At 38.3% G+C, this 22,643-nt stretch carries 24 protein-coding genes; all 24 read right to left on the reverse strand.

Annotation, left to right across the window (positions count from 1 at the left end):
• Positions 1–15: 15 nt before the first annotated feature.
• Positions 16–822: an enoyl-CoA hydratase/isomerase family protein gene (locus H9655_RS05840; RefSeq protein ID WP_191811877.1), complete on the reverse strand. Its 807-nt coding sequence runs from the start codon at positions 820–822 to the stop codon at positions 16–18.
• 13 nt (positions 823–835) lie between these two features.
• Positions 836–1,918 carry an acyl-CoA dehydrogenase family protein gene (locus tag H9655_RS22820; protein ID WP_191811879.1) on the reverse strand — a complete coding sequence of 361 codons (1,083 nt, stop codon included), beginning with the start codon at positions 1,916–1,918 and terminating at the stop codon, positions 836–838.
• Positions 1,915–3,069: an acyl-CoA dehydrogenase family protein gene (locus tag H9655_RS05850; RefSeq protein WP_191811901.1), complete on the reverse strand. Its 1,155-nt coding sequence runs from the start codon at positions 3,067–3,069 to the stop codon at positions 1,915–1,917. The genes H9655_RS22820 and H9655_RS05850 overlap by 4 nt, the downstream gene beginning before the upstream one ends.
• Positions 3,070–3,249: 180 nt before the next feature.
• Positions 3,250–4,197 carry a C40 family peptidase gene (locus H9655_RS05855; RefSeq protein WP_191811903.1) on the reverse strand — a complete coding sequence of 316 codons (948 nt, stop codon included), beginning with the start codon at positions 4,195–4,197 and terminating at the stop codon, positions 3,250–3,252.
• Between the two features lie 244 nt (positions 4,198–4,441).
• Positions 4,442–5,173, reverse strand: a complete 732-nt coding sequence (locus H9655_RS05860; protein ID WP_191811905.1) for a YwaF family protein — start codon at positions 5,171–5,173, stop codon at positions 4,442–4,444.
• Positions 5,174–5,317: 144 nt separating this feature from the next.
• Positions 5,318–6,325, reverse strand: a complete 1,008-nt coding sequence (locus tag H9655_RS05865; RefSeq protein ID WP_191811907.1) for an NADP-dependent oxidoreductase — start codon at positions 6,323–6,325, stop codon at positions 5,318–5,320.
• Between the two features lie 106 nt (positions 6,326–6,431).
• On the reverse strand, positions 6,432–7,592 hold the full coding sequence (locus H9655_RS05870; RefSeq protein ID WP_191811910.1) for an ABC transporter substrate-binding protein: 1,161 nt from the start codon (positions 7,590–7,592) through the stop codon (positions 6,432–6,434).
• A gap of 27 nt (positions 7,593–7,619) precedes the next feature.
• A complete protein-coding gene (locus tag H9655_RS05875; protein ID WP_191811912.1) occupies positions 7,620–8,327 on the reverse strand; it encodes an ABC transporter ATP-binding protein in 708 nt (235 codons plus the stop codon).
• Entirely contained in the window at positions 8,320–9,081 is a 762-nt protein-coding gene (locus H9655_RS05880; protein ID WP_191811914.1) for an ABC transporter ATP-binding protein, read from the reverse strand. The genes H9655_RS05875 and H9655_RS05880 overlap by 8 nt, the downstream gene beginning before the upstream one ends.
• On the reverse strand, positions 9,068–10,072 hold the full coding sequence (locus H9655_RS05885; protein WP_191811916.1) for a branched-chain amino acid ABC transporter permease: 1,005 nt from the start codon (positions 10,070–10,072) through the stop codon (positions 9,068–9,070). The genes H9655_RS05880 and H9655_RS05885 overlap by 14 nt, the downstream gene beginning before the upstream one ends.
• Position 10,073: 1 nt before the next feature.
• Positions 10,074–10,937: a branched-chain amino acid ABC transporter permease gene (locus H9655_RS05890; protein ID WP_191811918.1), complete on the reverse strand. Its 864-nt coding sequence runs from the start codon at positions 10,935–10,937 to the stop codon at positions 10,074–10,076.
• A gap of 31 nt (positions 10,938–10,968) precedes the next feature.
• Complete coding sequence (locus H9655_RS05895) at positions 10,969–12,648, reverse strand: long-chain-fatty-acid--CoA ligase (RefSeq protein ID WP_191811920.1); 1,680 nt, start codon at positions 12,646–12,648, stop codon at positions 10,969–10,971.
• A 55-nt stretch (positions 12,649–12,703) separates the two neighbouring features.
• Positions 12,704–13,492, reverse strand: a complete 789-nt coding sequence (locus tag H9655_RS05900; RefSeq protein ID WP_225230464.1) for an enoyl-CoA hydratase/isomerase family protein — start codon at positions 13,490–13,492, stop codon at positions 12,704–12,706.
• Between the two features lie 20 nt (positions 13,493–13,512).
• Positions 13,513–14,241, reverse strand: coding sequence for a 2-phosphosulfolactate phosphatase (locus H9655_RS05905; protein ID WP_191811922.1), 729 nt, complete (start codon positions 14,239–14,241; stop codon positions 13,513–13,515).
• Between the two features lie 10 nt (positions 14,242–14,251).
• Positions 14,252–15,313 (reverse strand): phosphotransferase family protein, encoded by a 1,062-nt coding sequence (locus H9655_RS05910; protein ID WP_191811924.1) that lies wholly within the window; start codon positions 15,311–15,313, stop codon positions 14,252–14,254.
• Entirely contained in the window at positions 15,303–15,746 is a 444-nt protein-coding gene (locus H9655_RS05915; RefSeq protein WP_225230465.1) for an acyl-CoA thioesterase, read from the reverse strand. The genes H9655_RS05910 and H9655_RS05915 overlap by 11 nt, the downstream gene beginning before the upstream one ends.
• Positions 15,747–15,748: 2 nt before the next feature.
• Positions 15,749–16,333: a TetR/AcrR family transcriptional regulator gene (locus H9655_RS05920; RefSeq protein ID WP_191811927.1), complete on the reverse strand. Its 585-nt coding sequence runs from the start codon at positions 16,331–16,333 to the stop codon at positions 15,749–15,751.
• A gap of 27 nt (positions 16,334–16,360) precedes the next feature.
• Positions 16,361–17,539, reverse strand: a complete 1,179-nt coding sequence (locus tag H9655_RS05925) for a thiolase family protein (protein WP_191811929.1) — start codon at positions 17,537–17,539, stop codon at positions 16,361–16,363.
• Positions 17,540–17,558: 19 nt separating this feature from the next.
• Positions 17,559–18,332 (reverse strand): SDR family oxidoreductase, encoded by a 774-nt coding sequence (locus tag H9655_RS05930; RefSeq protein ID WP_191811931.1) that lies wholly within the window; start codon positions 18,330–18,332, stop codon positions 17,559–17,561.
• Complete coding sequence (locus H9655_RS05935) at positions 18,332–19,558, reverse strand: acyl-CoA dehydrogenase (RefSeq protein ID WP_191811933.1); 1,227 nt, start codon at positions 19,556–19,558, stop codon at positions 18,332–18,334. Before H9655_RS05935 ends, H9655_RS05930 begins: the two co-directional genes overlap by 1 nt.
• Positions 19,559–19,573: 15 nt before the next feature.
• Positions 19,574–19,978, reverse strand: coding sequence for a MaoC/PaaZ C-terminal domain-containing protein (locus H9655_RS05940; protein WP_191811936.1), 405 nt, complete (start codon positions 19,976–19,978; stop codon positions 19,574–19,576).
• Positions 19,975–20,424, reverse strand: coding sequence for a MaoC family dehydratase N-terminal domain-containing protein (locus H9655_RS05945; RefSeq protein ID WP_191811938.1), 450 nt, complete (start codon positions 20,422–20,424; stop codon positions 19,975–19,977). Before H9655_RS05945 ends, H9655_RS05940 begins: the two co-directional genes overlap by 4 nt.
• A gap of 20 nt (positions 20,425–20,444) precedes the next feature.
• Entirely contained in the window at positions 20,445–21,206 is a 762-nt protein-coding gene (locus H9655_RS05950; RefSeq protein ID WP_191811940.1) for an SDR family NAD(P)-dependent oxidoreductase, read from the reverse strand.
• 26 nt (positions 21,207–21,232) lie between these two features.
• The gene (locus H9655_RS05955) at positions 21,233–22,411 is read right to left on the reverse strand and encodes an acyl-CoA dehydrogenase family protein (RefSeq protein ID WP_191811942.1); all 1,179 of its coding nucleotides are present in this window, start codon (positions 22,409–22,411) and stop codon (positions 21,233–21,235) included.
• Positions 22,412–22,643 lie beyond the last annotated feature (232 nt).

Genomic DNA, 22,643 nt, shown 5'->3' on the forward strand with positions numbered 1-22,643 from the left:
CCCCTTTACATCGGTTTATTGAAATATCGGTTTTCTTTTCTCTGTTACCGCTTTTACCCCTTCACGATGATCATCTAATTCGGTTGCGATTGCCATAAACGAAGAAATCATATCTAATGATGACCTTAAGCTCATCGTTTGATTTTGATAGACTGCTCTTTTAATGAAGCGAATGGCCGTTTGTGGTCCACTAGCTAATTTTTTGGCATAGTTTTCTGTAAAACCTTCCAGCTCATCATCAGCAACTACAAATGTGACCAACCCCATTTCTTTCGCTTCACTAGCCGTCAATACTTTCGCTGTCCAAAGCATATCTAAAGCTTTGTCTATGCCAACTATTCTTGGAAGAAAATAAGCAGCACCATCTCCAGGAACTAAGCCGACTTTTGTATAACTTTCGGATAGTTTCGCTCCTTCTGCGACAATGCGGATATCACACATTAATGCCATATCAAGACCTGCGCCAAATGCCGCTCCATTTATTTGTGCAATAACAGGTTGATCAATCTCTTCCAATAATAGCGGAATACGTTGTACCTTTTTCCATAAAGAATTTTTCCTTGCGAGTCCAGTGGTTACACGATCTTCATCAGAGCGATAAAACCCTCTGCCTGCGCCCATTTCTTTCATATCCCCACCAGCACAAAAGCCTTTTCCATTTCCTTTAACAATTACAACACGTATATCATCAGAATCTCGCACAGTCTGTAGTGCATCAATCCATAAATCTAGCATTTCCTCACTAAACGCATTCATTGCATCTGGGCGGTTTAATATAATTTGTGCAATTCCGTCTCTTACCTCAAAATGTAAATCAGACATCCTTATTACCTCCTTATAAAATGGATCTAACTGAGTGATTATCTACTAATAGTGACCATATAGTGCCTGAATTTTTTTCTATATATGTGCTTAATTCCCCTTGCCAATAGCGTTCATTTCCACCTTCATCACGCCATGACCATAACCGTTTTGTTAAATGATGCAGCGTATGTTCATATGTCATCCCAATGGCGCCATGTAGTTGATGGGCAGTCATCGCGATATCCCCTGCAACAGCACTCACCTTTATCTTTGTCAACATAATAGACAACGCATCATTTCCACCTTGAAGCATTTCCACTGCATTATTAACAGCAGCTAAGCAAGCAGCTGTTTCTCCGACTAGAAAGGAGATATGCTGTTGCACCGCTTGAAAACGAAATAAATTCCTGCCAAACTGTTTGCGCTCACTTGCATAAAACAGACACTCCTGAACTACACGTTCACTAATACCAGTAAGCATCGCCGCTTTAGCCAATGCATACAGTTGCTCTACTTTTTTCTTACTCTCACAATCTTTTATTATTTTGATGGCTGAATCTTCAATATTGACACCATGAAAAAACAAGGAATCACGTGGTTCACCGGCTAGATTCACTTTTTCATGTATCTTTGACTCATTTACTGGTACGAGGACCATTATCCATTGGTTTTGACATTTGGCTAGGGCAACGATTTCTTTCGCTACCCTTCCCCACGGTACGTTCAAAGCCTCTCCGTTTAAGATATAATTACCGTTATGTTCTCTCACTTCCAAAGGGTTTTGTTCATTAAAATAAAAAGATAGCGGTTGATCATGAGTGATCTTTATCCCGTACTGTGACAGGATCCACTTACTGATTAAAGTTTCAGTTAAAGGGAGAGGAATAGGGTACTGACCAACTAATTTAATAACTGTAAAACCATCTTCATAATCTCCACCCACTCCACCATATGCTTCTGATATATTTACGCCTGTTAGACCCATGTCATTTACGGATGCCCATAACTCATCATCAAACAACCCCATTTGTCCCTTTTCAAGTAATGCCTGTGTAGATTGTTTCTTCAAGAATTTACTGGCTGAATCATAAATATACTCTTTGATTTCACTCACTGTGACACAACCCCCTTGGCAATAATTCCTCGCAGGATTTCCGTTGTTCCCCCTCTTAAAGTGAAACCTGGACCATGCAAAATAGACTGTGTATACAGCTCATCGATAGACTTACTATTAAATAATTCGGGATGCTTAGATAATACTAACCTCACAGTCTCAGCCACTTTTGTTTCAAAAGTTGTTCCTCTATCTTTAACAAGTGAGGCAATAAACGAAACATCCTTCCCCTCGTCAAGATACTTTGCCACACCAATCGATAAATTTCTAATGCTCCAAAGTTCGGGAAGGAGTGACAGCATTTCTGTTAATCCGTCTCGATCATTTATCCTTTTTAGTTCTTCAATTACCATTGAAAATAACGGGTATGTACTGAGTATTCTTTCGGGTCCACTTCTTTCATAAGCAAGTTCGGCCATTCCTTGTTTCCAACCATTCCCGACTTGACCGACCACGTGTTCATCAGGAACGAAAACGTTTTCAAAAAACACCTCATTAAAATGATGCGCACCTGTTAAAAAAGTGATTGGGCGAATGGTCACACCGTTAACATGTAAATCAACCATTAACTGACTCATACCATCATGGCGATTTTCTTCATTTTGTGGTGATGTTCGACATAGCACCACCATATAGTGAGCGATATGAGCACCACTTGACCATATCTTCGAACCATTGAGTAGCCAGCCACCATCCGTTCGTACTGCTCGGGTTTTGATAGCAGCTAAATCAGAACCAGCATTCGGTTCACTTAAACCTATAGCAAAGAAGCATTCCCCTTTTGTTATTTGCGGTAAAAAAGTCTTTTTTTGATTTTCCGTCCCATATTTAAGAAGCAATGGCCCTGTTTGTCTATCAGCAAACCAATGGGCAGCAACGGGTGCCCCGGCTACAAGTAATTCCTCTGTTAAAATATATCTTTCAATTGCGCTTTTTTCACTTCCACCATATGATCGCGGCCATGTCATTCCAATCCACCCTTTATCACCTAGCTTTTTCGAAAAAGTAGGTGATTCTCCACTTAACCATGAGTCACATGCAGGTGTAAAATGACCGGATTGTATTTCTTCTCTTAAAAATGCACGGACTTCATTTCTAAATGACTGCTGATCAGATGTGAATTGAACAGTTGGCACTTCTAATTTAACCAATACTTTTCACCCTCTCCTTTTATCGGTATTCGATACTATATATCTATATATAATATTTTATTCAAAATAATACTTTTTGTCAATTTTAAATATTTAGAATATTCATCAGATGATTCAGCGCTTTAAATCTAAAAAAGAGCATCTGAGAACTGTCTCCCAAATGCTCTTTTAAATTCGTTTTTATAATGCCGTTTTTGCACCTAAATATTTCGGTTTCCAATAACTTGAAGACATATCAGCAATTGTTACACCTGTACTTGTTCCAGCATGAATAAATTGATTGTTGCCTAAATAAATACCTGCATGTGATGGCCCTTTTTTATACGTTTCAAAGAAGACAATATCACCCGGTTGTGGAGATGAAACAGATGTAGTCGCTTGCCAAATTGTCTCCACTGTTCGTGGAATGGAAACGCCTATTTGATTAAAAACATATTTTAAAAATCCACTACAGTCAAACCCAGAAGATGGTGAATTTCCTCCCCATGTATAAGGAACCCCGATATGTTTTTTTGCTTCTGTCATTAATGTATTTACCTGTGACTGTTGGTTGGTGCTCGTTTGATTCCCACCTGCCGAAGAGTTAGATGAACTCACTTTTAATACCTGCCCTGGACGAATCACATCCGTTGTTAAGTTATTTATGTTTTTTAATTGCGCTACTGATAACTGATGTTTTGAGGCAATTAACCAGAGGCTATCACCGGATTTCACTGTATAAGTTGATTGGTTTGTACTAGGGGTTGTTGGCGCTCCCCCTGCACTCCCTTTTAGCTTTAATTTCTGACCTGGATATATCCTATCGGAACTCAGACCATTGAAGTTTTTTAAATCAATGACAGAGATGCCATATTGCTGTGCGATTTTCCAAAGTGAATCCCCACTTTTGACAGTATAGGTACTTGTTTGATCTGATCCATTCACCTTCAGCTTTTGACCAACAACAATTGTAGAACTCGTTAGCTGATTCCACTCCATTAATTGATTGATGGAAAGGTTATATGTATTTGACAATTTCCATAATGTATCACCTGATTGTACTGTATGTGTTTGCGCTGCTCCAACTTCTGCATATGTTGCCGCAAAAAGAGTAGTAGCCGCTGCTATTGACACGAGTTGTTTTTTCATCACTTGTACACTCCTAATCTATCATTTCTCATTCATGATAGTGGGCATACGATAAAAAACAAACCGTGTAAAACATGGTTTATATGTAAAATAAATGCAATTTAAAAGAAAATACATACTAAACTTCCAATAGCATCCACAACAAACGGTTCTTTCTCACTAAAACAAAATGTAACACAAAAGAAAATAGTTTCATTTTGTTTGACTATTTTGTGACACCTATAGCGAAAATGGGACGATTTAATCAACTAATTGTTTTTCTTTTTTTTAGAGGGTCTTTCCTCCTACTCTTAAATGGGAGATACATAAGTACAAATAACAATAAAGCTACACACTCAAGAACAAGAATGTAATAAGGATATGGACCAAAAAAATCAAGCACAGAACCCGTCGCTGGTTTGTTGGAAAGAAACATATAATTTCCACCAGTAACATAGTTAATAACAGCCGCTACACTTGCAAATATATTAAGTGAAATAAACGCAGTTACAACCCCTTTACTTGTTGGAGAGAACTTAAAGCTGAATATATAAAGTAAAGCTGTCCATACGATGATTATATGGATCAAGAAAAATTGGAAATAACGAAAATGAGGGTATCCGAAAAACAGTTCTGGTGTCAAAATAGCCATCGTCGCTCCCGCAATACCAATATAATAAGTTAATTGAAAGAGCAAACGTTTTTGTAAAATAAGTAATAGCATACAAAGGAGTACGCTAATCGAACATAAGTGAAGAGGCAAAGCAAATGATACATCCCACTCTCCACCTATCCATAACCAATAGTGATAACTTCCTTCTAAAAAGAGCAAGAGCAATAAGAAGATTACTCGCATTATCGTTTTATGTCCGGCTAACCTATGTCTCACGAAATATAAGAAGAAGCAACCAAATAAAAAAAGCGCCACCATCACAAGGTGTGAAGTGGAAAATATCTCAAAGGAGTAGCTGCTATTGTTTTGCTCAAATAGTTGCATAACATTCCTCCAATATATGTATCTAATTGCCCTTATTGTCCTATCTCATAAATAGGAGCAAAATCAAACAATCACAATGATAAGGAAAAGAACAAACTCATGCCATGTTCTTTTCCTTTAAAATAAGCTTATTGTTAGGTTGTGTTAATAATCACTAACTTTAACAAGCTGTTTACCTAAATTATCTCCCTTAAATAAGCCAATAAATGCATGAGGAGCTTTTTCTAAACCTTCGACAATATTTTCCCGGTATTGAAGCTTGCCTGAATTAACCCATTCTCCAAGTTGCTTCAATCCCTCTTCGTGATTATCTGCATAATCTCCAACAATGAATCCCTTCATTAATGCACTTTTTTGTACTAATAATCCTTGTATTCTCGGCCCATACACTACTTCTGTCGCATTATAGGAGGAGATTTGTCCACAAAGGATAATCCTTGCTTTGTAATTAATTCTTTTCATTACTTCATCGGAAATTTCGCCACCTACATTATCAAAGTAAATATCGACGCCATCGGGTGTATATTGTTTAACTTTATCCTTTATATTATCCGTTTTATAGTTGATAACCTCATCAAAATGTAGGTCTTCTTTTAAATATTGGCATTTTTCTTCCGTTCCAACGATTCCAATCACTTTACAGCCTTTTAATTTAGCTATTTGCCCAACTGTAGATCCAACGGCACCTGCTGCGCCTGAGACAACAACCGTCTCTCCCTCTTTAGGATTTCCTATATCTAGTAATCCAAAATAAGCTGTTAATCCCGGCATTCCAACAATACCTAATGCTGTTGATATAGGAGCTATAGAAGGGTCTAATTTACGTATTTGATGACTTTTAGCCACATTATAGTCAGACCAGCCCAGCCGTCCTTCCACAAAGTCACCTACTTTATAATTACCATCCTTTGATTCAATTACTTGACCTACAATTCCACCGGATAACACTTCATTTAATGCAAATGGCTCAATATATGATTTTCGCCCACTCATTCTACCTCTCATATATGGATCAACAGAAAGGTAGATTGTTTGTATTAATACCTCGCCTGCATGTAAACGTGGAATCTCTTCTTTTTCTACTAATTTAAAATTTTGATCACTGGGCATTCCAGTTGGTCTTTCGACTAAAAGAATACTTCGATTATTCATTTTATCCCTCCATTATATACTTTCTACTTCTCTATACCCTTATCAATTAAGGTAAAACAAAAGATAGGACGTCTGTGAATCTTCCTCACTCACAGACGTCCTGTTTTTACTCTAAATCTACTTCTTCAAACTCACCGTCTTTAATTACACCCATTCTGATAAAGTTTTCGATTGCCCCATTTTCTTCAATTTGTTTCAAATCATATACTTTTTTATCATCTGGTAAATTAGTTAATCCATCTCCAATATGTGCCCGTATAAGCTTAGCATCATCAACAGATCCCGCTGCTTTCATTGCTTCTACAAATACATACATGGCTAAATAGTGATACCCTGCTTCAGAACCTGGATCCTTGTCATGCTTTTCACGATACTTATCTATAAAAGCTTTTGTTCCAGAATATTCTGTATATATAAGCGGAACAACACCTATTGCTCCTTCTAATACATCATATGAACCTGTCACATTTTTCATTTCATCCAATTTCGCTTGGTCCATCACAATAAAGCCGCCGTCATATCCAAGCTGTCTTGCCTGTGATACGATTTTAGCAGTAGGTTCTGAAGGTCCACCAATGAAGAGGACATCTGGCTCTTCTTTTAATGCATTCGTTAAGAGAGTAAAAAAGTCAGTATCTTTTGAGTAATCAACTGAAGCTTTATGCACCACTTCTCCTCCCGCACTTTCCCAATATGGAATAATCGCTTCAGCCCAATCTTTTCCATATTGCGTAACAGGTGGAATCGCTGCTAATTTTTTTCCGAAATTATCCATCGCATAATCGGAGAATGGCTCAATATAACCTTCATAACTCGGCGGGATTCTAACAGTTAATGTATTTCCACGCTCTACAATATCTGGTTCACTCGAATAGGCTGATACGATGAAATTATCCACTTCATTAAAAACTTGTAATGCTGAGATGCCACCGCTATGTGGCGAGAATATAATCGGTGTTTGGTTTTCTTGAACTAACCGTTTTCCATTCGATGCTGTTTCATTTGGTAAATATTTATCATCCAAGGCAACAACATTCAGTTTGTATTTCTCACCATTTACTTCAAATCCTTCTTTATTAATATCCTCTACTGCCATCTTCAAACCATTTAAAGTGTTTTCACCGTAATAAGCAGCAGCACCACTTAACGGACCACTATAGCCAATATTGACGACTTTCTCACCATCGCCACCACTTGATTGTGCACAAGCTGAAAGAAAAAAGATAGTGAATACTACTAAAACACTTAACCATTTCCGCTTTTTCATAAAACTCTCCCCCTAAATGATTTTCACTTATGCACCAATATAAGCCTTTCTTACCTCTTGGTTTGATAAAAGCTCATCCGCAGTCCCCTGCAAAGCAATCTGGCCATTTTCAAACACATAACCTTTCTTCGCAATACTTAACGCTGCAAATGCATTTTGTTCTGCTAAAAGAATGGTTGTTCCTTCTTGATTAATATTTTTAATGCTCTCAAACATTTGTTCAACAATAAGTGGTGCTAGCCCAATAGAAGGTTCATCAAGTAACATTAACTTCGGTTTAGCCATATAAGCTCTACCGATTGCAAGCATTTGCTGTTGACCACCACTTAGTAAACCTGCTGCTTCATTTCTTTTCTCGTGAAGAATCGGGAAAAGCTCGAACACATCATGTAAGGATTGTTTCAACTGCGCTTTACGCTTACGATGAATATATCCTCCCATCATTAAATTTTGTTCTACGCTCATATAAGGAAACAATTTACGGTCTTCGGCACATTGGACAATCCCCATTTGTACAATCTTTTCAGGTGCCGTTTGATGAATAGGCTCATCGTTAAAAAGGATCTTGCCTGAAGATGCTTTTAATAAACCACTAATTGTTTTGAAAGTGGTGCTTTTCCCTGCTCCATTTGCCCCTAGTAAAACAACAATCTCGCCTTGCGTAACATCAATTCCAATATCTTTAATACTTAAATATTTTCCATATTTAGCAGAAACCCCATCTAATTTAAGCACTCACCGTCCCTCCTAAGTAGGCTTTGATGACCTCTTCATTTTTTTGAATCTCTGCTGGTGTTCCTTCTGCAATTTTTTCTCCATAGTTTAAAACCATAATATGATGGGCCAACCGCATAATCATCGGCATCTTATGTTCGATAAGACAAATCGTTAAGCCCTTATCCGACATTTTTTGGATTAAATTTGCCATTTCATCTGTTTCATCAGGATTGACCCCAGCTGTTGGTTCATCGAGAAAAACGATCTCAGGATCAGTAGCAAGTGCTAATGCGAAAGCAACACGTTTCTTCTCTTCTTGAGAAATATTTGTTACTAGTTGATCACTTACATGTGATAAGCCAACGAAATCTAATGATTCCTCCGCTTTGGCGATACATTGTTGTTCTTCTTCTTTCAGCCTTTTCGTCCGAAAGATACTATCAAACAGATTAGATTTCGTTCGCAAGCGATGGCCAACGATTACATTGTCTTTCACCGTCGACATTTCAAATAAGTGTGTACTTTGAAATGTCCTTGCCACACCTAGCTTTGCTATCACATTCGCCGGTTGCCTAGTAATCTCCTGATTTTTATAGATAATCGTTCCTTCGGTCGGTTCGTGCACGCCTGTAATCAAGTTAAAGAATGTACTTTTTCCCGCACCATTAGGGCCAATGATCGCGTTTATTTTTCCTTGTTGTACCGAATAATCCACTGACTTCACTGCTACATTCCCACCAAAACGCTTCGTTAAGCCTTTAACCTCCAGCATTTGTCTCCTCCTCCCTATTTTTGTAAGCAAGAGATTCCTGTTTTTTCCGTTTTCTTTGATACAATTGCATTTGAATAAACCCTACAATACCTCTTGGAGAGAAGATGATGAGTAATGTCAGTAATGGGCCGAATATGAGCATACGATAATCTTGTAAGAATTGTAGATTTTGCGAGATGATCACAATAAGAAATGTCCCTACAATCGGACCAGCAAATGTACCTATTCCACCAACAATCATATAAGTAAGCAAATCAAAGGTAATCGTTGTATAAGCTATTTCTGGACCGATGAAACGGATAAAACCTGCATACATCGCTCCTGCCAAACCAGCAAAAAAAGTTGAAAGGACAAAGGCAAGAAGTTTATTACGCTTAGTTGAAATACCAAGTGATAACGCTAAATCTTCACTATTACGAATGGCGACAAACGTTCTCCCAGTAAGAGAATGCACGATACGATAAATAACAGCCACAACGAGGAGAAAAATGATAAACGCTAAATAATATTGTGCTGTTGGTGATTGAAAAGAAATTGGACCAATTGCCTCTGGCAACGGGATACCAATTAAACCTCTTACGCCACCAGTTAGACCTTCCCACTTATCAATCACAAGGTAAATAATATAGCCTACACAAAGAGTATATATAGCAAAGAAGTGTTCTTTCGTTCTTAAAGCAAACAGCCCGATGATTAAACCGATGAACATTGTTACCAATGGAGCTAACAAAAAACTTAACCAAAAACCCATCTCAAGTTTAACGGTAAGGATGCCGATTACATACGCCCCAATTGCAAAGAAACCACCATGCGCTAAAGATAAGTAACCTGTATAACCCGCAAGTAAATTCAAGCCATAAACCGCGATTGTCCAAATAAAAGCCAAAGTCATAATATGAAGATAATAAAGATTCGGGATGATGAAAGGGAAAACGATTCCGAGTACGATGAGCAAAGATATGATGACCTTCTTGTTTGTTAGAATGTTCATTCTATACGCCTCCTTTTGAGAAAATTCCTTGAGGCTTGATCGATAGAATGAGAATCAATAATACAAAAGCAATGATGTCTTTATAATCTGCAGAAAGATAGGTTGCACCTAAACTTTCCGTGAACCCTAGAATATATCCACCTAATATGGCTCCTGGAATACTGCCCATTCCACCGATTATGATAATAACAAAAGCTTTTAGGATCACCAGATGTCCCATTCCAGGAAAGACGAGGTTAATTGGTGACGTGAGTGAAGCACCAATTGCTGCAAGAGCACCAGCAATAAAAAAAGTGAGGATCGCTACTTTATGTGTGTTGATACCTACTAATTGCGCTCCTTCTCTATTTTGAGCCATTGCAATGATTGTGCTACCCGTAAATGTTTTCTTCAAGAACCAGTAAAGCAAAATCATTACTGCAATTGCTGCGAATACAATGAGTATTCTTTGCAATGTCAGTGTAAGACCAAACACTTCTACCACCTGCCCAAAAGGTGTTGACATTTGGCGATAATCCGCTCCCCATATAAACTGTGCTAATGCCTCAAGAAAAAGTAAAATACCGATGGCAGCCACTTTATCTTGAATAGGAGGAGAGTGCCTTAAAGGATAGAAAACGAGTCTCTCCATTAAGACGCTTAATAGTCCGACGACACAAATGGAAACAACCATTGCGAGAATATAGTGTAAACCTGCTTCAGTCATCATAATTAAGGTGATATATCCACCTACCATGTACAGAGCACCGTGAGCGAAATTTGGAATATGGAGAATGCCGTACACTAAAGTGAGCCCCAAAGCTACAAGAGCATAGACACTCCCAATTGTTAATCCATTAAACAATTGTTGCAATAAAAGTTCCATCATTTTCCCCCTTTTTCACGTCAGTAGAAGATTAGACTTTTTGTTGATTCACTTTCGCTTCCTCTTCTTCTTTCAATTTACGCCATAATATTTTCCCGCTCGATGTCATCGGGAAAGACTCTCTAAACTCAACTACTTTCGGAACTTTATAAGCAGCCATATGCTCTTTAGCCCATTGAAGAATCTCTTCAGCAGATGTCTTGCCTTTACTGTCTTCATTCAATATTACGAAGGCTTTTGCTGATTCTCCCCGTCTCGGATCAGGAATCCCCACGACACAAGCCTGTTGAATCGCAGAGTGACGATAGAGAATTGACTCCACCTCTGTCGGCCAAATTTTATAACCGGAAGAATTAATCATTCTTTTTACACGATCAACAATAAAGAAATAACCTTCTTCATCCACTTTTCCTAAATCACCTGTTCTAAAAAATTGTTTTCCTTCCATAGTAATAAAAGCGCTTTCATTTTCTTCTGGACGATTATAGTAACCTTTCATTACTTGGTGACCATGAATGATGATTTCACCAACCTCATTGATTCCCAATTCTTCATTTGTAATAGGGTCTATGATTCTAGCATCCACATCGAAGAAGGGAATGCCTAAACATTGCATTTTTGGATGATCTGTTGGATTCGAATGGGTTTGTGCAATTGTTTCGGTCAAGCCATATCCTTCTAAAAAAGTTAATCCAGTTAATTTCTCTAATTTCTGACCAACTGCTTCCGGCAAAGTAGCGCCACCACCGGAAATGCCAATAAGTGAAGCTATACGATCAGCTGTTAATTTTGGATTAGAAATAAAATCAATTAACATTGTACTAATAGCGGTCCAATTACTGCACTGCTTTCTCTCAATAAGTTGTAATGCCGTATCTTTATTCCATCTAGTCATAATGACCATAGTACTTCCAGCATAAATTGGCACATGCATACTTTGCACCATTCCTGTCACATGGAAAAATGGCAAGGAAGACAAAATGACATTGCTACTTGAAATCCTCCCCCATAAAGCACCCCCAACCGTATTGGCTTGAACAGAATAATTCGTATGCATACAGCCTTTTGGTACACCGGTTGTTCCTGAAGTGTAAGGAAGGACGATTAAATCATCCTGTTTGCTCGTATAATATGGAACGATTTCTCTCATCTTTAAAGCGTCATCCCATTGGTAATGCTCTTGCTCTTCTGTCCACTCTTTTCGTGGTTCTTCAACTACATCTGGTCTATTTATGTTATCTTGTGGGTCAATATAATCTGAGTAGGAGGCAATGAGTAGATGTTTCAAAGAAGTCTGTTCAATAAGTGGTTTCACAATAGGTTGTAATTCTTGACCAATAACTGCCGTTTCAATTTGACAATCATTAATATAAAAAGCTAACTCACTCGTAACAAGCATGGGATTAATCGGAACGACGACAGCGCCTATTCTCATAATGCTATAGAAACTAATGACAAACTGGGGAGAATTCTGCATAAAGAGCAGGACTTTGTCTCCTTGTTTCACCTGTAATTCCGTTTGCAGATAACTAGATACACGCTTCACTTCATCTAATAATTGCTTAAAACTTATTTCATTCCCATAATAATGGATAGCCTCTCGCGATGGATATTGAAGTGCTGAGAATTCTAAGTTTTGGTAAACTGAAGTTTCCGGAACAATCAGTTGTTTAGGAAGCTTGGGCCAGTGATCAAAATGTCTTGTTTGCATTAATTTAATCTCCTCCTTAACTTTTCAGAATAGCTCATAGAGGTTTTATATTAATTTAGGAACGATTGAAGTTAGGCTGTCTTTTTTCTTTAAAAGCAGTAATTCCTTCATGATGATCCTCTGTTGTTACCATCGTACCTTGTGTAATCCTTTCTTGTTCTAATACTTGTTCTAATGTTAACTGATAAGATTGGTTAGTAAGTTTTTTAATAAATCCATACGCAATATTTGGACCAGCACTTAATTTTTCTGCATATTGTTTTACTTCATCCTCAAAGTGACCTTTTTTGTAAATATGGTTAATAATGCCATATTCGTATGCTTTTTCAACTGTTAATGGCTCTGCGCTGAAGAATAATTCCTTCGCCCGTTGCAATCCAACTAATCGAGGAAGAAAATAAGAGCCGCCACCATCCGAAATTAAGCCTACTTTAGAAAAACTTAAAATAAATTTAGTTTCTTCTTCTGCTAAGATTAAATCACATGCTAATGCTAGATTAAACCCAGCTCCTGCCGCATATCCATGTACGGCTGCAATGATTGGTTTCTCTACAGATTGTATTAAAAGAATAAGCTCATTCAAGTTACCAATATGTTCATAAGTAGCTAGAGGCGATCTTGAACCCATTCTTTTCACATCTCCTCCAGAACTGAAAGCTCTTCCTGCTCCCTTCAATACAATAACACGAATATCTTTATCCGCCTTCGCTTGTTGTAGTGCTGATTTTAATCCTTGAATCAGCTCAGGACTAAATGAATTTAATGCCTCAGGACGATTTAACGTTAATTCCATTACACCATTCTCAATTTTCATTAGTAAATGACTCATTGTTTTCGATGTCATATCTTCACCTCATTTTTTTATTAAACGCTGATAACACCTTCATTAGTTACAATAGGGGCAACAGCAAAAATATCTTTTTGAGCTGCGAACACTACTTCCGTCTGCATACCGTGATTTGCAATCATTTTACCTACACGTGAAGCCATTAATAATTCTGTTCCTTTTTCTTTTGCACCCAAATAAAACTGATGCGCACATAGTGCTGTATCTGACATTTCCCAAATCTTATGACTACTAGTTATTAAACAATCGATGTAATAACCGACTCCATAAAAGTCCTCGACATTGAATGCACCTGAAGATCCTGAACAGACAAGGACAACCGTCTCATCATGATGTTCGCTACAAACTGCCTTTGCCGAATGTTTGGCATTTAAGAGGGATGCTATATACACTTTTTTCGCTTTAAGAGCCTGTTTGATGGCCACAGTTCCATTGGTGGTTGTTAAGATAAGATCCTTGCCTCCAACAGTTTTAGATAACGTTTCTGGATGGGGTGATTCAAAACCATCTATCGTCAGGCCGTTATATTCCCCCACTAACACATATGTTCCTTTCTCGCGAATGCTTGCTTCATATAATGCATCCTCTTGATTCGCAACTGGTATGACCGACTTTGCCCCGTGTTGAATTGCTGTTGTTATAACCGATGTGGCCATCAAAATATCAAAAACAACGACCACTTTCTCTCCATTTAATTTCTCTTTATCGATTTCTTCTTTTTTCATGATTACATGAAGTTTCACCATATCAATAACCTCACAATATTCTCCTCGATGTCTTTACAGCATGTTGTATTAAGTTATTTACATATAAGTTTAGTTTAGAAAAACGTTCGTCTTTTGTTTGTCCACGCTTCCAGCGATAATAAATTTGCTGACATATAACGGCAAGTTTGAAGTAAGCAAATGTTAAATAATAATGAATCTGACTGACATCTGTCCCACTTTTTAAAGCATATGCTTGAATAAACTCTTCCCTTGTGAAAAAGCCAGGCTTTGTCGTCACCGACTCATCTCCTAGACCTCTCTTCAATAGATCGGAATCATTTTTTTCATGCCAGTAACTTAAGGCAACACCAAGATCCGCTAACGGGTCACCAACAGTTGACATTTCCCAATCAAACACACCGATTAATCTTGTTAACTGTTGATTGAACATACTGTTATTTAATTTGAAATCATAATGGATGATCGTTGTTTTTTCGGTATGTGGGAGATGTGACTCTAACCAATTTGTAAGTTCATCTATCTCAATAATTTCATCTGTTTTACTACGATGGTATCGACTTATCCAACCATCTACTTGCCTTTGCATGAATCCAGCTGGTCTCGTCATATCTTTTAATTTAGTCTTCTGATAATTAATATCGTGTAATTGCACAAGGGTGTTTACCATCAGTTGTGATATCCTTTGACCGACATCATAAGCACTGTCACCATCTGGAATAATGAGGGAATCGTCAATCACTACCCCTTTTTTTCTTTCCATAATAAAGAACGGTGCACCTAAAAGTTCTTTATCACTATATATAAAAGGCTTCGGTGCTTGGTTGAAAAAAGGGTGGATCTCCTGAAGTACTTTAAACTCTCTTTCCATATCATGCGCTTTAGGTGCTACGGGTCCCATAGGTGGTCTTCTTAATACAGCCTCCCAGTTACCAACCTTTAATTGATAGGTTAAATTTGATTTACCTGCACTAAATTGAGAGATTTCTAATGGTTTGTTAGGTATTTCTTCCATGTTCGCCTTTAAATATTGTTCTAAGCGATGAACATCAAGCCCTTCACCTTCTCGAATGGGAATTGTATCAGAAGTCATGAACACCCTCCTCTGTTTTACTTGGTGATGCTAGAGGCTGATATTTTTTTAAGTTTTCCCTTAAATGTTCCGGAATCAAAATAGAATGATCATCTATGAAGTTATAACATACAGTGACACAACTTGCTTTAGCCACCAATTTACCATCCATCTTCCTTGTTAATAAATGCTGTAATTCAAAGCTTTTACGGCCAATATTGCTAACCTCAGTTGTCACAACTAGTTCCTCACCGGCAAATGCGGGGGCAACATAATCACAATGAATCGAAGCCAAAATCATGCTACTTTGTCTATTTCTATTAGGTAGGATCTCATAAAATAATTTTGTTCTTGCCTCTTCAAAATAAAGAAAATAACTCGTATTATTGACATGACCAACAGCATCGGTTTCACTAAAGCGTACATACACCTCTATTTGATGTTTTATATACATCATCAAATCCCCTCTTTAACAGGCACTTCTTCAATACCTTTTAATATAATTTCTGTATAAAACCGTGCTAATTCCTTATCCGTTAGCTCACCATCTGTTCGAAACCAATAATAGCTATAATTCGTCATTCCTAAAAATCCGAAGGCAAGAATATCTGTACGAATATGATTACTAAATTCTTTTGTCTTTTTACCTGCATCAATAATTTTTTCAAAATTTAAACGATATTCTTTTCGCTTTAATTTAATTTGTTTGACATGATCTTCATGTAAATGTCTTAACTCCCGGTGCACAATACGTGCTTCTTTACCCTGAGTGTCAATCTTACTTAAGGTTAAATAAATGTTCTCGTAAAGCTTTTCTTTATTACTTAATGTTTGATTTTGTAAGATTTCTTCTTGTTCTTGTAATAAGCCTTCGATGTATTCTAAATGGATATCCCTTAATACTTCCTGCTTACTGTTGAAATAGTAATAAAAAGTACCTTTCGTCACATCGAGTTGATCAACAATATCTTGAATTGTCGTTTCCTTAAAGCCTTTATCATCAAACAAATCGATGCTTTTCTTTAAGATTTGATTTTTCACTAAAAGCCCTCCTGACTATGCCTATTCTTAGACTAGTTCTCTTTCAATGAGAAGGGCAATCCCTTGACCTCCACCAATGCAAGCAGTAATTAAAGCGGAATGACTTAGTGACCGCTGCAATTCATATACTGCTTTCGTTACAAGTATGGCACCTGTTGCGCCTAATGGATGACCATGAGCAATCGCTCCGCCATTCACATTCAACTTTTCCGGGTTGAATGATAACTCCCTGTCACAAGCAATGACTTGCGCGGCAAATGCTTCATTCAATTCAATTAAATCGATATCTTCAAGTGTTTTGCCAGTTTTCTTTAATAGTTTTCTAACAGCAGGTACAGGACCTATCCCCATAATATTAGGATCAACACCAGCAACGGCTGATTCTTTTATAACAGCTAATGGACGTAAACCGAGGGAATTCGCTTTTTCTCTCGACATGACAACAAGCGCCGAAGCAGCATCATTTAAGCCTGAACTGTTGCCAGCTGTTACACTGCCAGCTTGCTTAAATGCAGGTTTAAGTTTTGCTAACCCCTCGATATTCGTTTGTGGTCTTGGGTGTTCATCCTCTTTAAAAGTAATCGAATCTCCTTTTCTAACAGGAATCTTTATCGGAACAATTTGTTCTTTAAAACGACCTTCAACCATCGCTTTAGCCATTCTAGCTTGACTACGATTGGCATATTCATCTTGCTCTTGACGAGAAATACCATATTTCTCTACTAAATTTTCTGCCGTTATCCCCATAGGTGGATCACCAACTTCATCAGGTGAAAGCCGTGATTTTCTAAATTGAGGGGGTCTTGGACTATACGGCTGATCAGCCCGATCCATCAAATAAGGTGCCCTCGACATACTTTCTACACCACCGGCAATATATACATCTCCCTCACCCGCTTTAATCATAGCTGCAGCAAGTGCAACAGCGTTAATACCTGATCCGCATTGACGGTCTATCGTTAAACCAGGTAGATTAAGAGAAAGACCTGATTGAAGACTTGATAATCTAGCAATATTTCCGCCACCACTTAGCACATTACCAAAAATCACATCATCAATCTCTCCCACATTCACTTGCGCCCGCTCTACTGCTGCCTTAATGACTTCGCCACCAAATATATGAGCTGGAACGGAGGCAAGAGAACCTCCCTGCCTACCAATCGCTGTGCGTACAGCTGAAACGATTACAGCTTCTCTATTACCCATGTCATCCATCTCCTTCCCTTTACATTGCTGTTGTTCCACCGTCTACAGCAATTGTTTCACCCGTAATGAAATCAGACGCGCCACTTGCTAGAAATAGAGCCACTCCTTTTAAATCAGAATCCGAACCGAATTTCCTAAGTGGGGTCCTTTGCAAGAAGCGCTCGCTGTTTCTTTCAATAAGTACCTTTGACATTTTTGTTGGGAAAAACCCTGGTGCAATCGCATTGACATGAATGCCTCTCGGTCCCCATTTCACTGCCAAATCTTTTGTAAAAGAAATGACGCCACCTTTACTTGAGTTATATCCGATTGCATCCATTAACTCTGGATTTGACCCCTTCAGTCCAGCTACAGAAGCAATATTAATGATTTTTCCTTGTTTTTCAACGAGCATTGCTTTACCAACAGCTTGCGACATTAGAAATGTGCCTACAACATTTACGTTGACTACTTTTTGGAATGCTTCTAAGGGCATTTCTTCTACTGGAGCACCCCATGTTGCCCCACTATTATTGACGAGAATGTCGATCTTCCCAAAACGCTGAATCGTTTCATCGACGACTGTTTGCACATCTTCTGGGTTAGTAATATCACATTTAAAAGTCAGTACTTCAACACCAAGTTCTTTGAGACGATTGGCCACTTCATCACAATTCTCTTTTTTTCTGGAACATAATACGATGTTTGCGCCAGCTTCAGCAAACCCTTCGGCAATTTGTTCACCTAATCCTCTTCCGCCCCCTGTGACAATAGCTGTTTTTCCAGATAGATCGAACAGTTCTTTTACATGCATTATTTGACCCCCTGTGCTACTTTTTTATATTTTTTTAACTCCTGTCTTGCAATCGCTCTTTTATGCACTTCATCTGGACCATCTGCCAAGCGTAATGTTCGAATATTCGCCCAACTCGCAGCAAGCGGTGTATCTTGGCTTACGCCTTTTGCACCTAGTGCTTGAATGGCATGATCAATAATTTGAAGTGCCACATTAGGTGCGACTACCTTTATCATGGCAATCTCTGTTTTAGCAGCTTTATTTCCAACAGTGTCCATCATAAAAGCAGCTTTCAATGTGAGTAAGCGCGATTGTTCGATATTTATTCTAGCTTCGGCAATCCATTCTTGAATAACACCTTGCTCGGCTAATGTTTTACCAAAGGCGATGCGCTCTTGGACACGCTCACAAAGAATGGATAATGCTCTTTCCGCTGCTCCAATCGTTCTCATACAATGATGAATGCGCCCTGGTCCTAATCTACCTTGTGCAATTTCGAAACCTCTCCCTTCACCTAGTAGCATATTACTAGCAGGAACTCTTACATTGTTATATTCAATTTCAGCATGACCATGAGGAGCATGATCGTAACCAAATACATTTAATGTGCGTTTGATTTTTACACCTGGGGTATCAAGTGGGACTAATATCATCGATTGTTGTTTATGTTTTTCGGCATTTGGATCGTTTTTACCCATGACAATAGCAATTTTACATCTAGGATCACCTGCGCCTGATGACCACCATTTTGTCCCATTAATGACATACTCATCACCATCACGAATAATGCTTGATTCGATATTGGTCGCATCAGATGAGGCCACATTCGGTTCAGTCATGGAGAAACAAGAGCGAATTTCACCGTTTAGTAATGGTTTTAGCCATTTTTCCTTTTGTTCATCCGTTCCATATCGTACTAATACTTCCATATTTCCTGTATCTGGTGCAGCACAGTTAAATACTTCAGGTCCGATAGATGACCGCCCCATTAACTCACATAATGGAGCGTATTCGATATTGCTTAAACCCGCACCATCTTTACTATCCGGTAAAAATAAGTTCCATAATCCTTCTGCTTTTGCTTTTGCTTTTAGTTCCTCCATAATGGTTGGATGGGTACTGAATCGATCCTCTTTACTTATTTGCTCCATGTAAGTTTTTTCATTTGGAAAAACATATTGGTCCATAAAATCACTTATTTTTTCTTGTAAACGCTTTACTTTATCCGAATATTCAAAATTCATTACACGCACCTCCCCTTATTCATTTGTTATAACAAACGTGACATCACCTTTTAAAACAGCCTTTCCTGCTTGATTAACTGCTTTCACCTCAAATGCGATTTCTTGCTCCTCTTCAGCAGTAACTGTAGCAACAAGTGTAATCACATCATCAATAAAGACCATACCTGAAAAACGAATACGATAATCCTTTATAAAACCTTCTTCAAAATAGGGTGTAAATAATTTAGCAAGATTCCCCATTGTCCACATACCATGAGCGATAATTCCTGGAAGTCCCGTTTTCTTTGCTTCTTCATCAACTGTATGAATGGGGTTAAAGTCACCTGATGCACCTGAATACTTTATTAAGTCCATTCTAGATACAGGCGCTAAGGTTTCGGACAATGTTTTTCCCTTTTCTAAAGTCAAGATATTACTCATACACTCATCGCCTTTCTCACAGCTTCTGTAATAATGGTAATGGCTTCTTCTTTAAAAATGAGCTTCCCATCCTTATCTTCTCCATACTTTACTACAGAAAGAAAGCCCATTAAACCATTGCTCCCTTTCTTCTCATAATAATCCTTCACTTCTGTCCAAACATATACATCTTCTCCAACTAGAAGAGGCCTTTCATAATGAAACCTTTGCTCACCATGAATCAACCCTTTCTTCGGCAGCTGTAACGCTTCAATTGTGCCAGATTCAAACACCCGTGGGAAAGTAGGAGGCGCAATATTTGTGCCATACTTACTTTTCTTTCCATATTCTTCATCAATAAAAATAGGATGGGGATCGCCAATCGATTGCGCGAACCGTTTGACTAACCCACGTTCAACCGTATTCTTCACCTTACCTGATACTTTGCCGATCACATTAGTGTACATCCTGTGCATCCACTCCAATTTTAATTTTTTGGACCGCCCGCGACATAAATAACTTGACCATTCACAAATGATGATTTCTCATCTGCAAAAAATGCAACTGCATTGGCGATATCGGCAGGCTTTCCGCTTCTCGCAACCGGTATAGCCGCTATCGCTCCATTAACAAAATCTGTAAAAGGAATCCCTACTCTTTCTGCTGTAGCCTTTGTCATCTCTGTTTCAATGAAACCAGGTGCGACACTATTTGCTGTGATGCCATAGCGTCCAAGTTCAATGGCTAATGTTTTTGTTAATCCTTGTAAACCAGCTTTTGCTGTTGCATAGTTAGCCTGCCCTCTATTCCCAAGAGCAGAAGTAGAAGAAATACTAATAATTCTGCCATAGTTTTGTTTGACCATATATTTTTGTGCGGCACGCGATGCATTAAACGATCCCTTCAGATGTACATCCATTACGAATTGCCAATCATCGTCCGTCATTTTAAACAGTAAATTATCGCGAATAATACCAGCGTTATTAACTAAAATATCAAGTGTACCAAACTGTTGCACAACTTCCTCCATCGCTGTTTCTACTTCGCCTGCTTCGACAACATTTGCTTTTTTCACGAAGATATGATAGCCCTTTTCCTTGAATTCTGCGGCTGTTTCCGCTAATGCATCCTCATTGATATCAATAATTGCAATATTGGCGCCCTCTTGTGCGAAGAGCTCAGCGACACCTTTACCAATTCCTCGGCTTCCGCCAGTAATAAATGCAGTTTTCCCTGTGAATCTTGTCATTTTCATATGCCCCCTGTATCATTTTCTTATATTTGTTGGCCGATTTTCACGTGCCCCTTCAGTAAGTTTCTTGAGATAATCATACGTTGGATTTCATCTGTGCCATCATATATTCTCCAAAGTCTTGCCTCTCGGTACCATCTCTCAATCGGAAGCTCTCTTGTATACCCCATGCCACCATGAATTTGTAATACGCGGTCAACGACTCGGTTCCCCATATTAGACCCATAAAGTTTGGCCATCGATGCATAGTGACGATTATCTTCCCCTTGATCCAAAGTAAATGCGGCATTCAACGCTAGCCATTTAGCTGCTTCTATTTCAACGGCTGAATCTGCAATTTGCCATTGAATTGCCTGTCTCTCTGCAATTGGTTTTCCAAAAGTTTCTCGTTCTTTTGCATAATCTATTGCCATTTGCAATAGTCTCTCTGCTGCTCCGACCGCTCTTGCTCCTACTATCCATCGAGCAAATCCAATCCATTCAAGACCGAGTTTATAACCGCCATGCAGCTCACCTAGGATATTCTTCTCTGGTACTCGGACATTATCAAATACAAGTCCAGCTGGTCCCCATTCACCCATCGTATGGATATATTCTGATTTCCAGCCCATTTCGCGGTCAGCGATAAAACAAGTGACACCGTCTCTACCCTTCGTTTTTTTATGTAGCTCCTTATCCGTTATCGCGATGACCATAACGAAATCTGCTTCATTACCACCAGTAATGAATGTTTTCTCACCATTTAGGATCCACTCATCTCCATCTTTCACTGCTGTCATGCGTATATTTTGCGTATCAGATCCTGCTCCAGGTTCAGTCATAGCAAAACAAGATTTTTTTTCGCCATTTATTGTAGGAATTAAGTAATTTTGTTTTTGCTCTTCATTAGCATAATAAAGGATATTGTCAGCAGATCCACCAAAACTAAATGGCACAAACGTTTTAGCTACTTCAATACAAACAATGGCTTGCATCATTTGTCCTAAGTCAGCTCCACCGTATTCCTCAGGTGTGTTAATTCCCCAAAAGCCCGCTTCCTTTGCTTTTAACTGTAATTTCTTCTGGACTTCTTTAGAAAGGCTAGGCTTTCCTTCTCGTTCATTCTTTAATACTTCATTTTCTAGCGGAATCAATTCTTTCTCCACAAACTTTCTAATGGTTTGTTGGACCATTTTTTGTTCTTCTGTTAATCGTAAATCCATTTCTTTCACCTCTATCTATTTATTTATACTAACTAGTTAGTATGTTAGAACTTTTTTACATACTAACCGGTTAGTTTTTTCACTTTCTACAAACTACATGATCGATTTAGTTCAACTCCCCCATGAAGCGAAGCATAGGGTAGCCAGCTTTAAATGATAGGATGAATCTATTCTTTTTACAGCTTGCTTAGAACAATGGTGTTGTATTTCTTTGAACAAAATAGTTAGGAAA

The sequence above is a fragment of the Cytobacillus stercorigallinarum genome, assembly GCF_014836495.1.
Taxonomy (GTDB): Bacteria; Bacillota; Bacilli; order Bacillales; family Cytobacillaceae; genus Cytobacillus; species Cytobacillus stercorigallinarum.

Bases quoted from the DNA above. Each gene is read 5' to 3' on its own strand.
- H9655_RS05840 (WP_191811877.1), bottom strand. From the start codon at position 822: ATGTCTGATTTACATTTTGAGGTAAGAGACGGAATTGCACAAATTATA.
- H9655_RS05855 (WP_191811903.1), bottom strand. From the start codon at position 4,197: ATGAAAAAACAACTCGTGTCAATAGCAGCGGCTACTACTCTTTTTGCG.
- H9655_RS05860 (WP_191811905.1), bottom strand. From the start codon at position 5,173: ATGCAACTATTTGAGCAAAACAATAGCAGCTACTCCTTTGAGATATTT.
- H9655_RS05865 (WP_191811907.1), bottom strand. From the start codon at position 6,325: ATGAATAATCGAAGTATTCTTTTAGTCGAAAGACCAACTGGAATGCCC.
- H9655_RS05870 (WP_191811910.1), bottom strand. From the start codon at position 7,592: ATGAAAAAGCGGAAATGGTTAAGTGTTTTAGTAGTATTCACTATCTTT.
- H9655_RS05880 (WP_191811914.1), bottom strand. From the start codon at position 9,081: ATGCTGGAGGTTAAAGGCTTAACGAAGCGTTTTGGTGGGAATGTAGCA.
- H9655_RS05885 (WP_191811916.1), bottom strand. From the start codon at position 10,072: ATGAACATTCTAACAAACAAGAAGGTCATCATATCTTTGCTCATCGTA.
- H9655_RS05890 (WP_191811918.1), bottom strand. From the start codon at position 10,937: ATGGAACTTTTATTGCAACAATTGTTTAATGGATTAACAATTGGGAGT.
- H9655_RS05895 (WP_191811920.1), bottom strand. From the start codon at position 12,648: ATGCAAACAAGACATTTTGATCACTGGCCCAAGCTTCCTAAACAACTG.
- H9655_RS05900 (WP_225230464.1), bottom strand. From the start codon at position 13,492: ATGACATCGAAAACAATGAGTCATTTACTAATGAAAATTGAGAATGGT.
- H9655_RS05905 (WP_191811922.1), bottom strand. From the start codon at position 14,241: ATGGTGAAACTTCATGTAATCATGAAAAAAGAAGAAATCGATAAAGAG.
- H9655_RS05910 (WP_191811924.1), bottom strand. From the start codon at position 15,313: ATGACTTCTGATACAATTCCCATTCGAGAAGGTGAAGGGCTTGATGTT.
- H9655_RS05915 (WP_225230465.1), bottom strand. From the start codon at position 15,746: ATGTATATAAAACATCAAATAGAGGTGTATGTACGCTTTAGTGAAACC.
- H9655_RS05925 (WP_191811929.1), bottom strand. From the start codon at position 17,539: ATGGGTAATAGAGAAGCTGTAATCGTTTCAGCTGTACGCACAGCGATT.
- H9655_RS05930 (WP_191811931.1), bottom strand. From the start codon at position 18,332: ATGCATGTAAAAGAACTGTTCGATCTATCTGGAAAAACAGCTATTGTC.
- H9655_RS05935 (WP_191811933.1), bottom strand. From the start codon at position 19,558: ATGAATTTTGAATATTCGGATAAAGTAAAGCGTTTACAAGAAAAAATA.
- H9655_RS05940 (WP_191811936.1), bottom strand. From the start codon at position 19,978: ATGAGTAATATCTTGACTTTAGAAAAGGGAAAAACATTGTCCGAAACC.
- H9655_RS05945 (WP_191811938.1), bottom strand. From the start codon at position 20,424: ATGTACACTAATGTGATCGGCAAAGTATCAGGTAAGGTGAAGAATACG.
- H9655_RS05950 (WP_191811940.1), bottom strand. From the start codon at position 21,206: ATGACAAGATTCACAGGGAAAACTGCATTTATTACTGGCGGAAGCCGA.
- H9655_RS05955 (WP_191811942.1), bottom strand. From the start codon at position 22,411: ATGGATTTACGATTAACAGAAGAACAAAAAATGGTCCAACAAACCATT.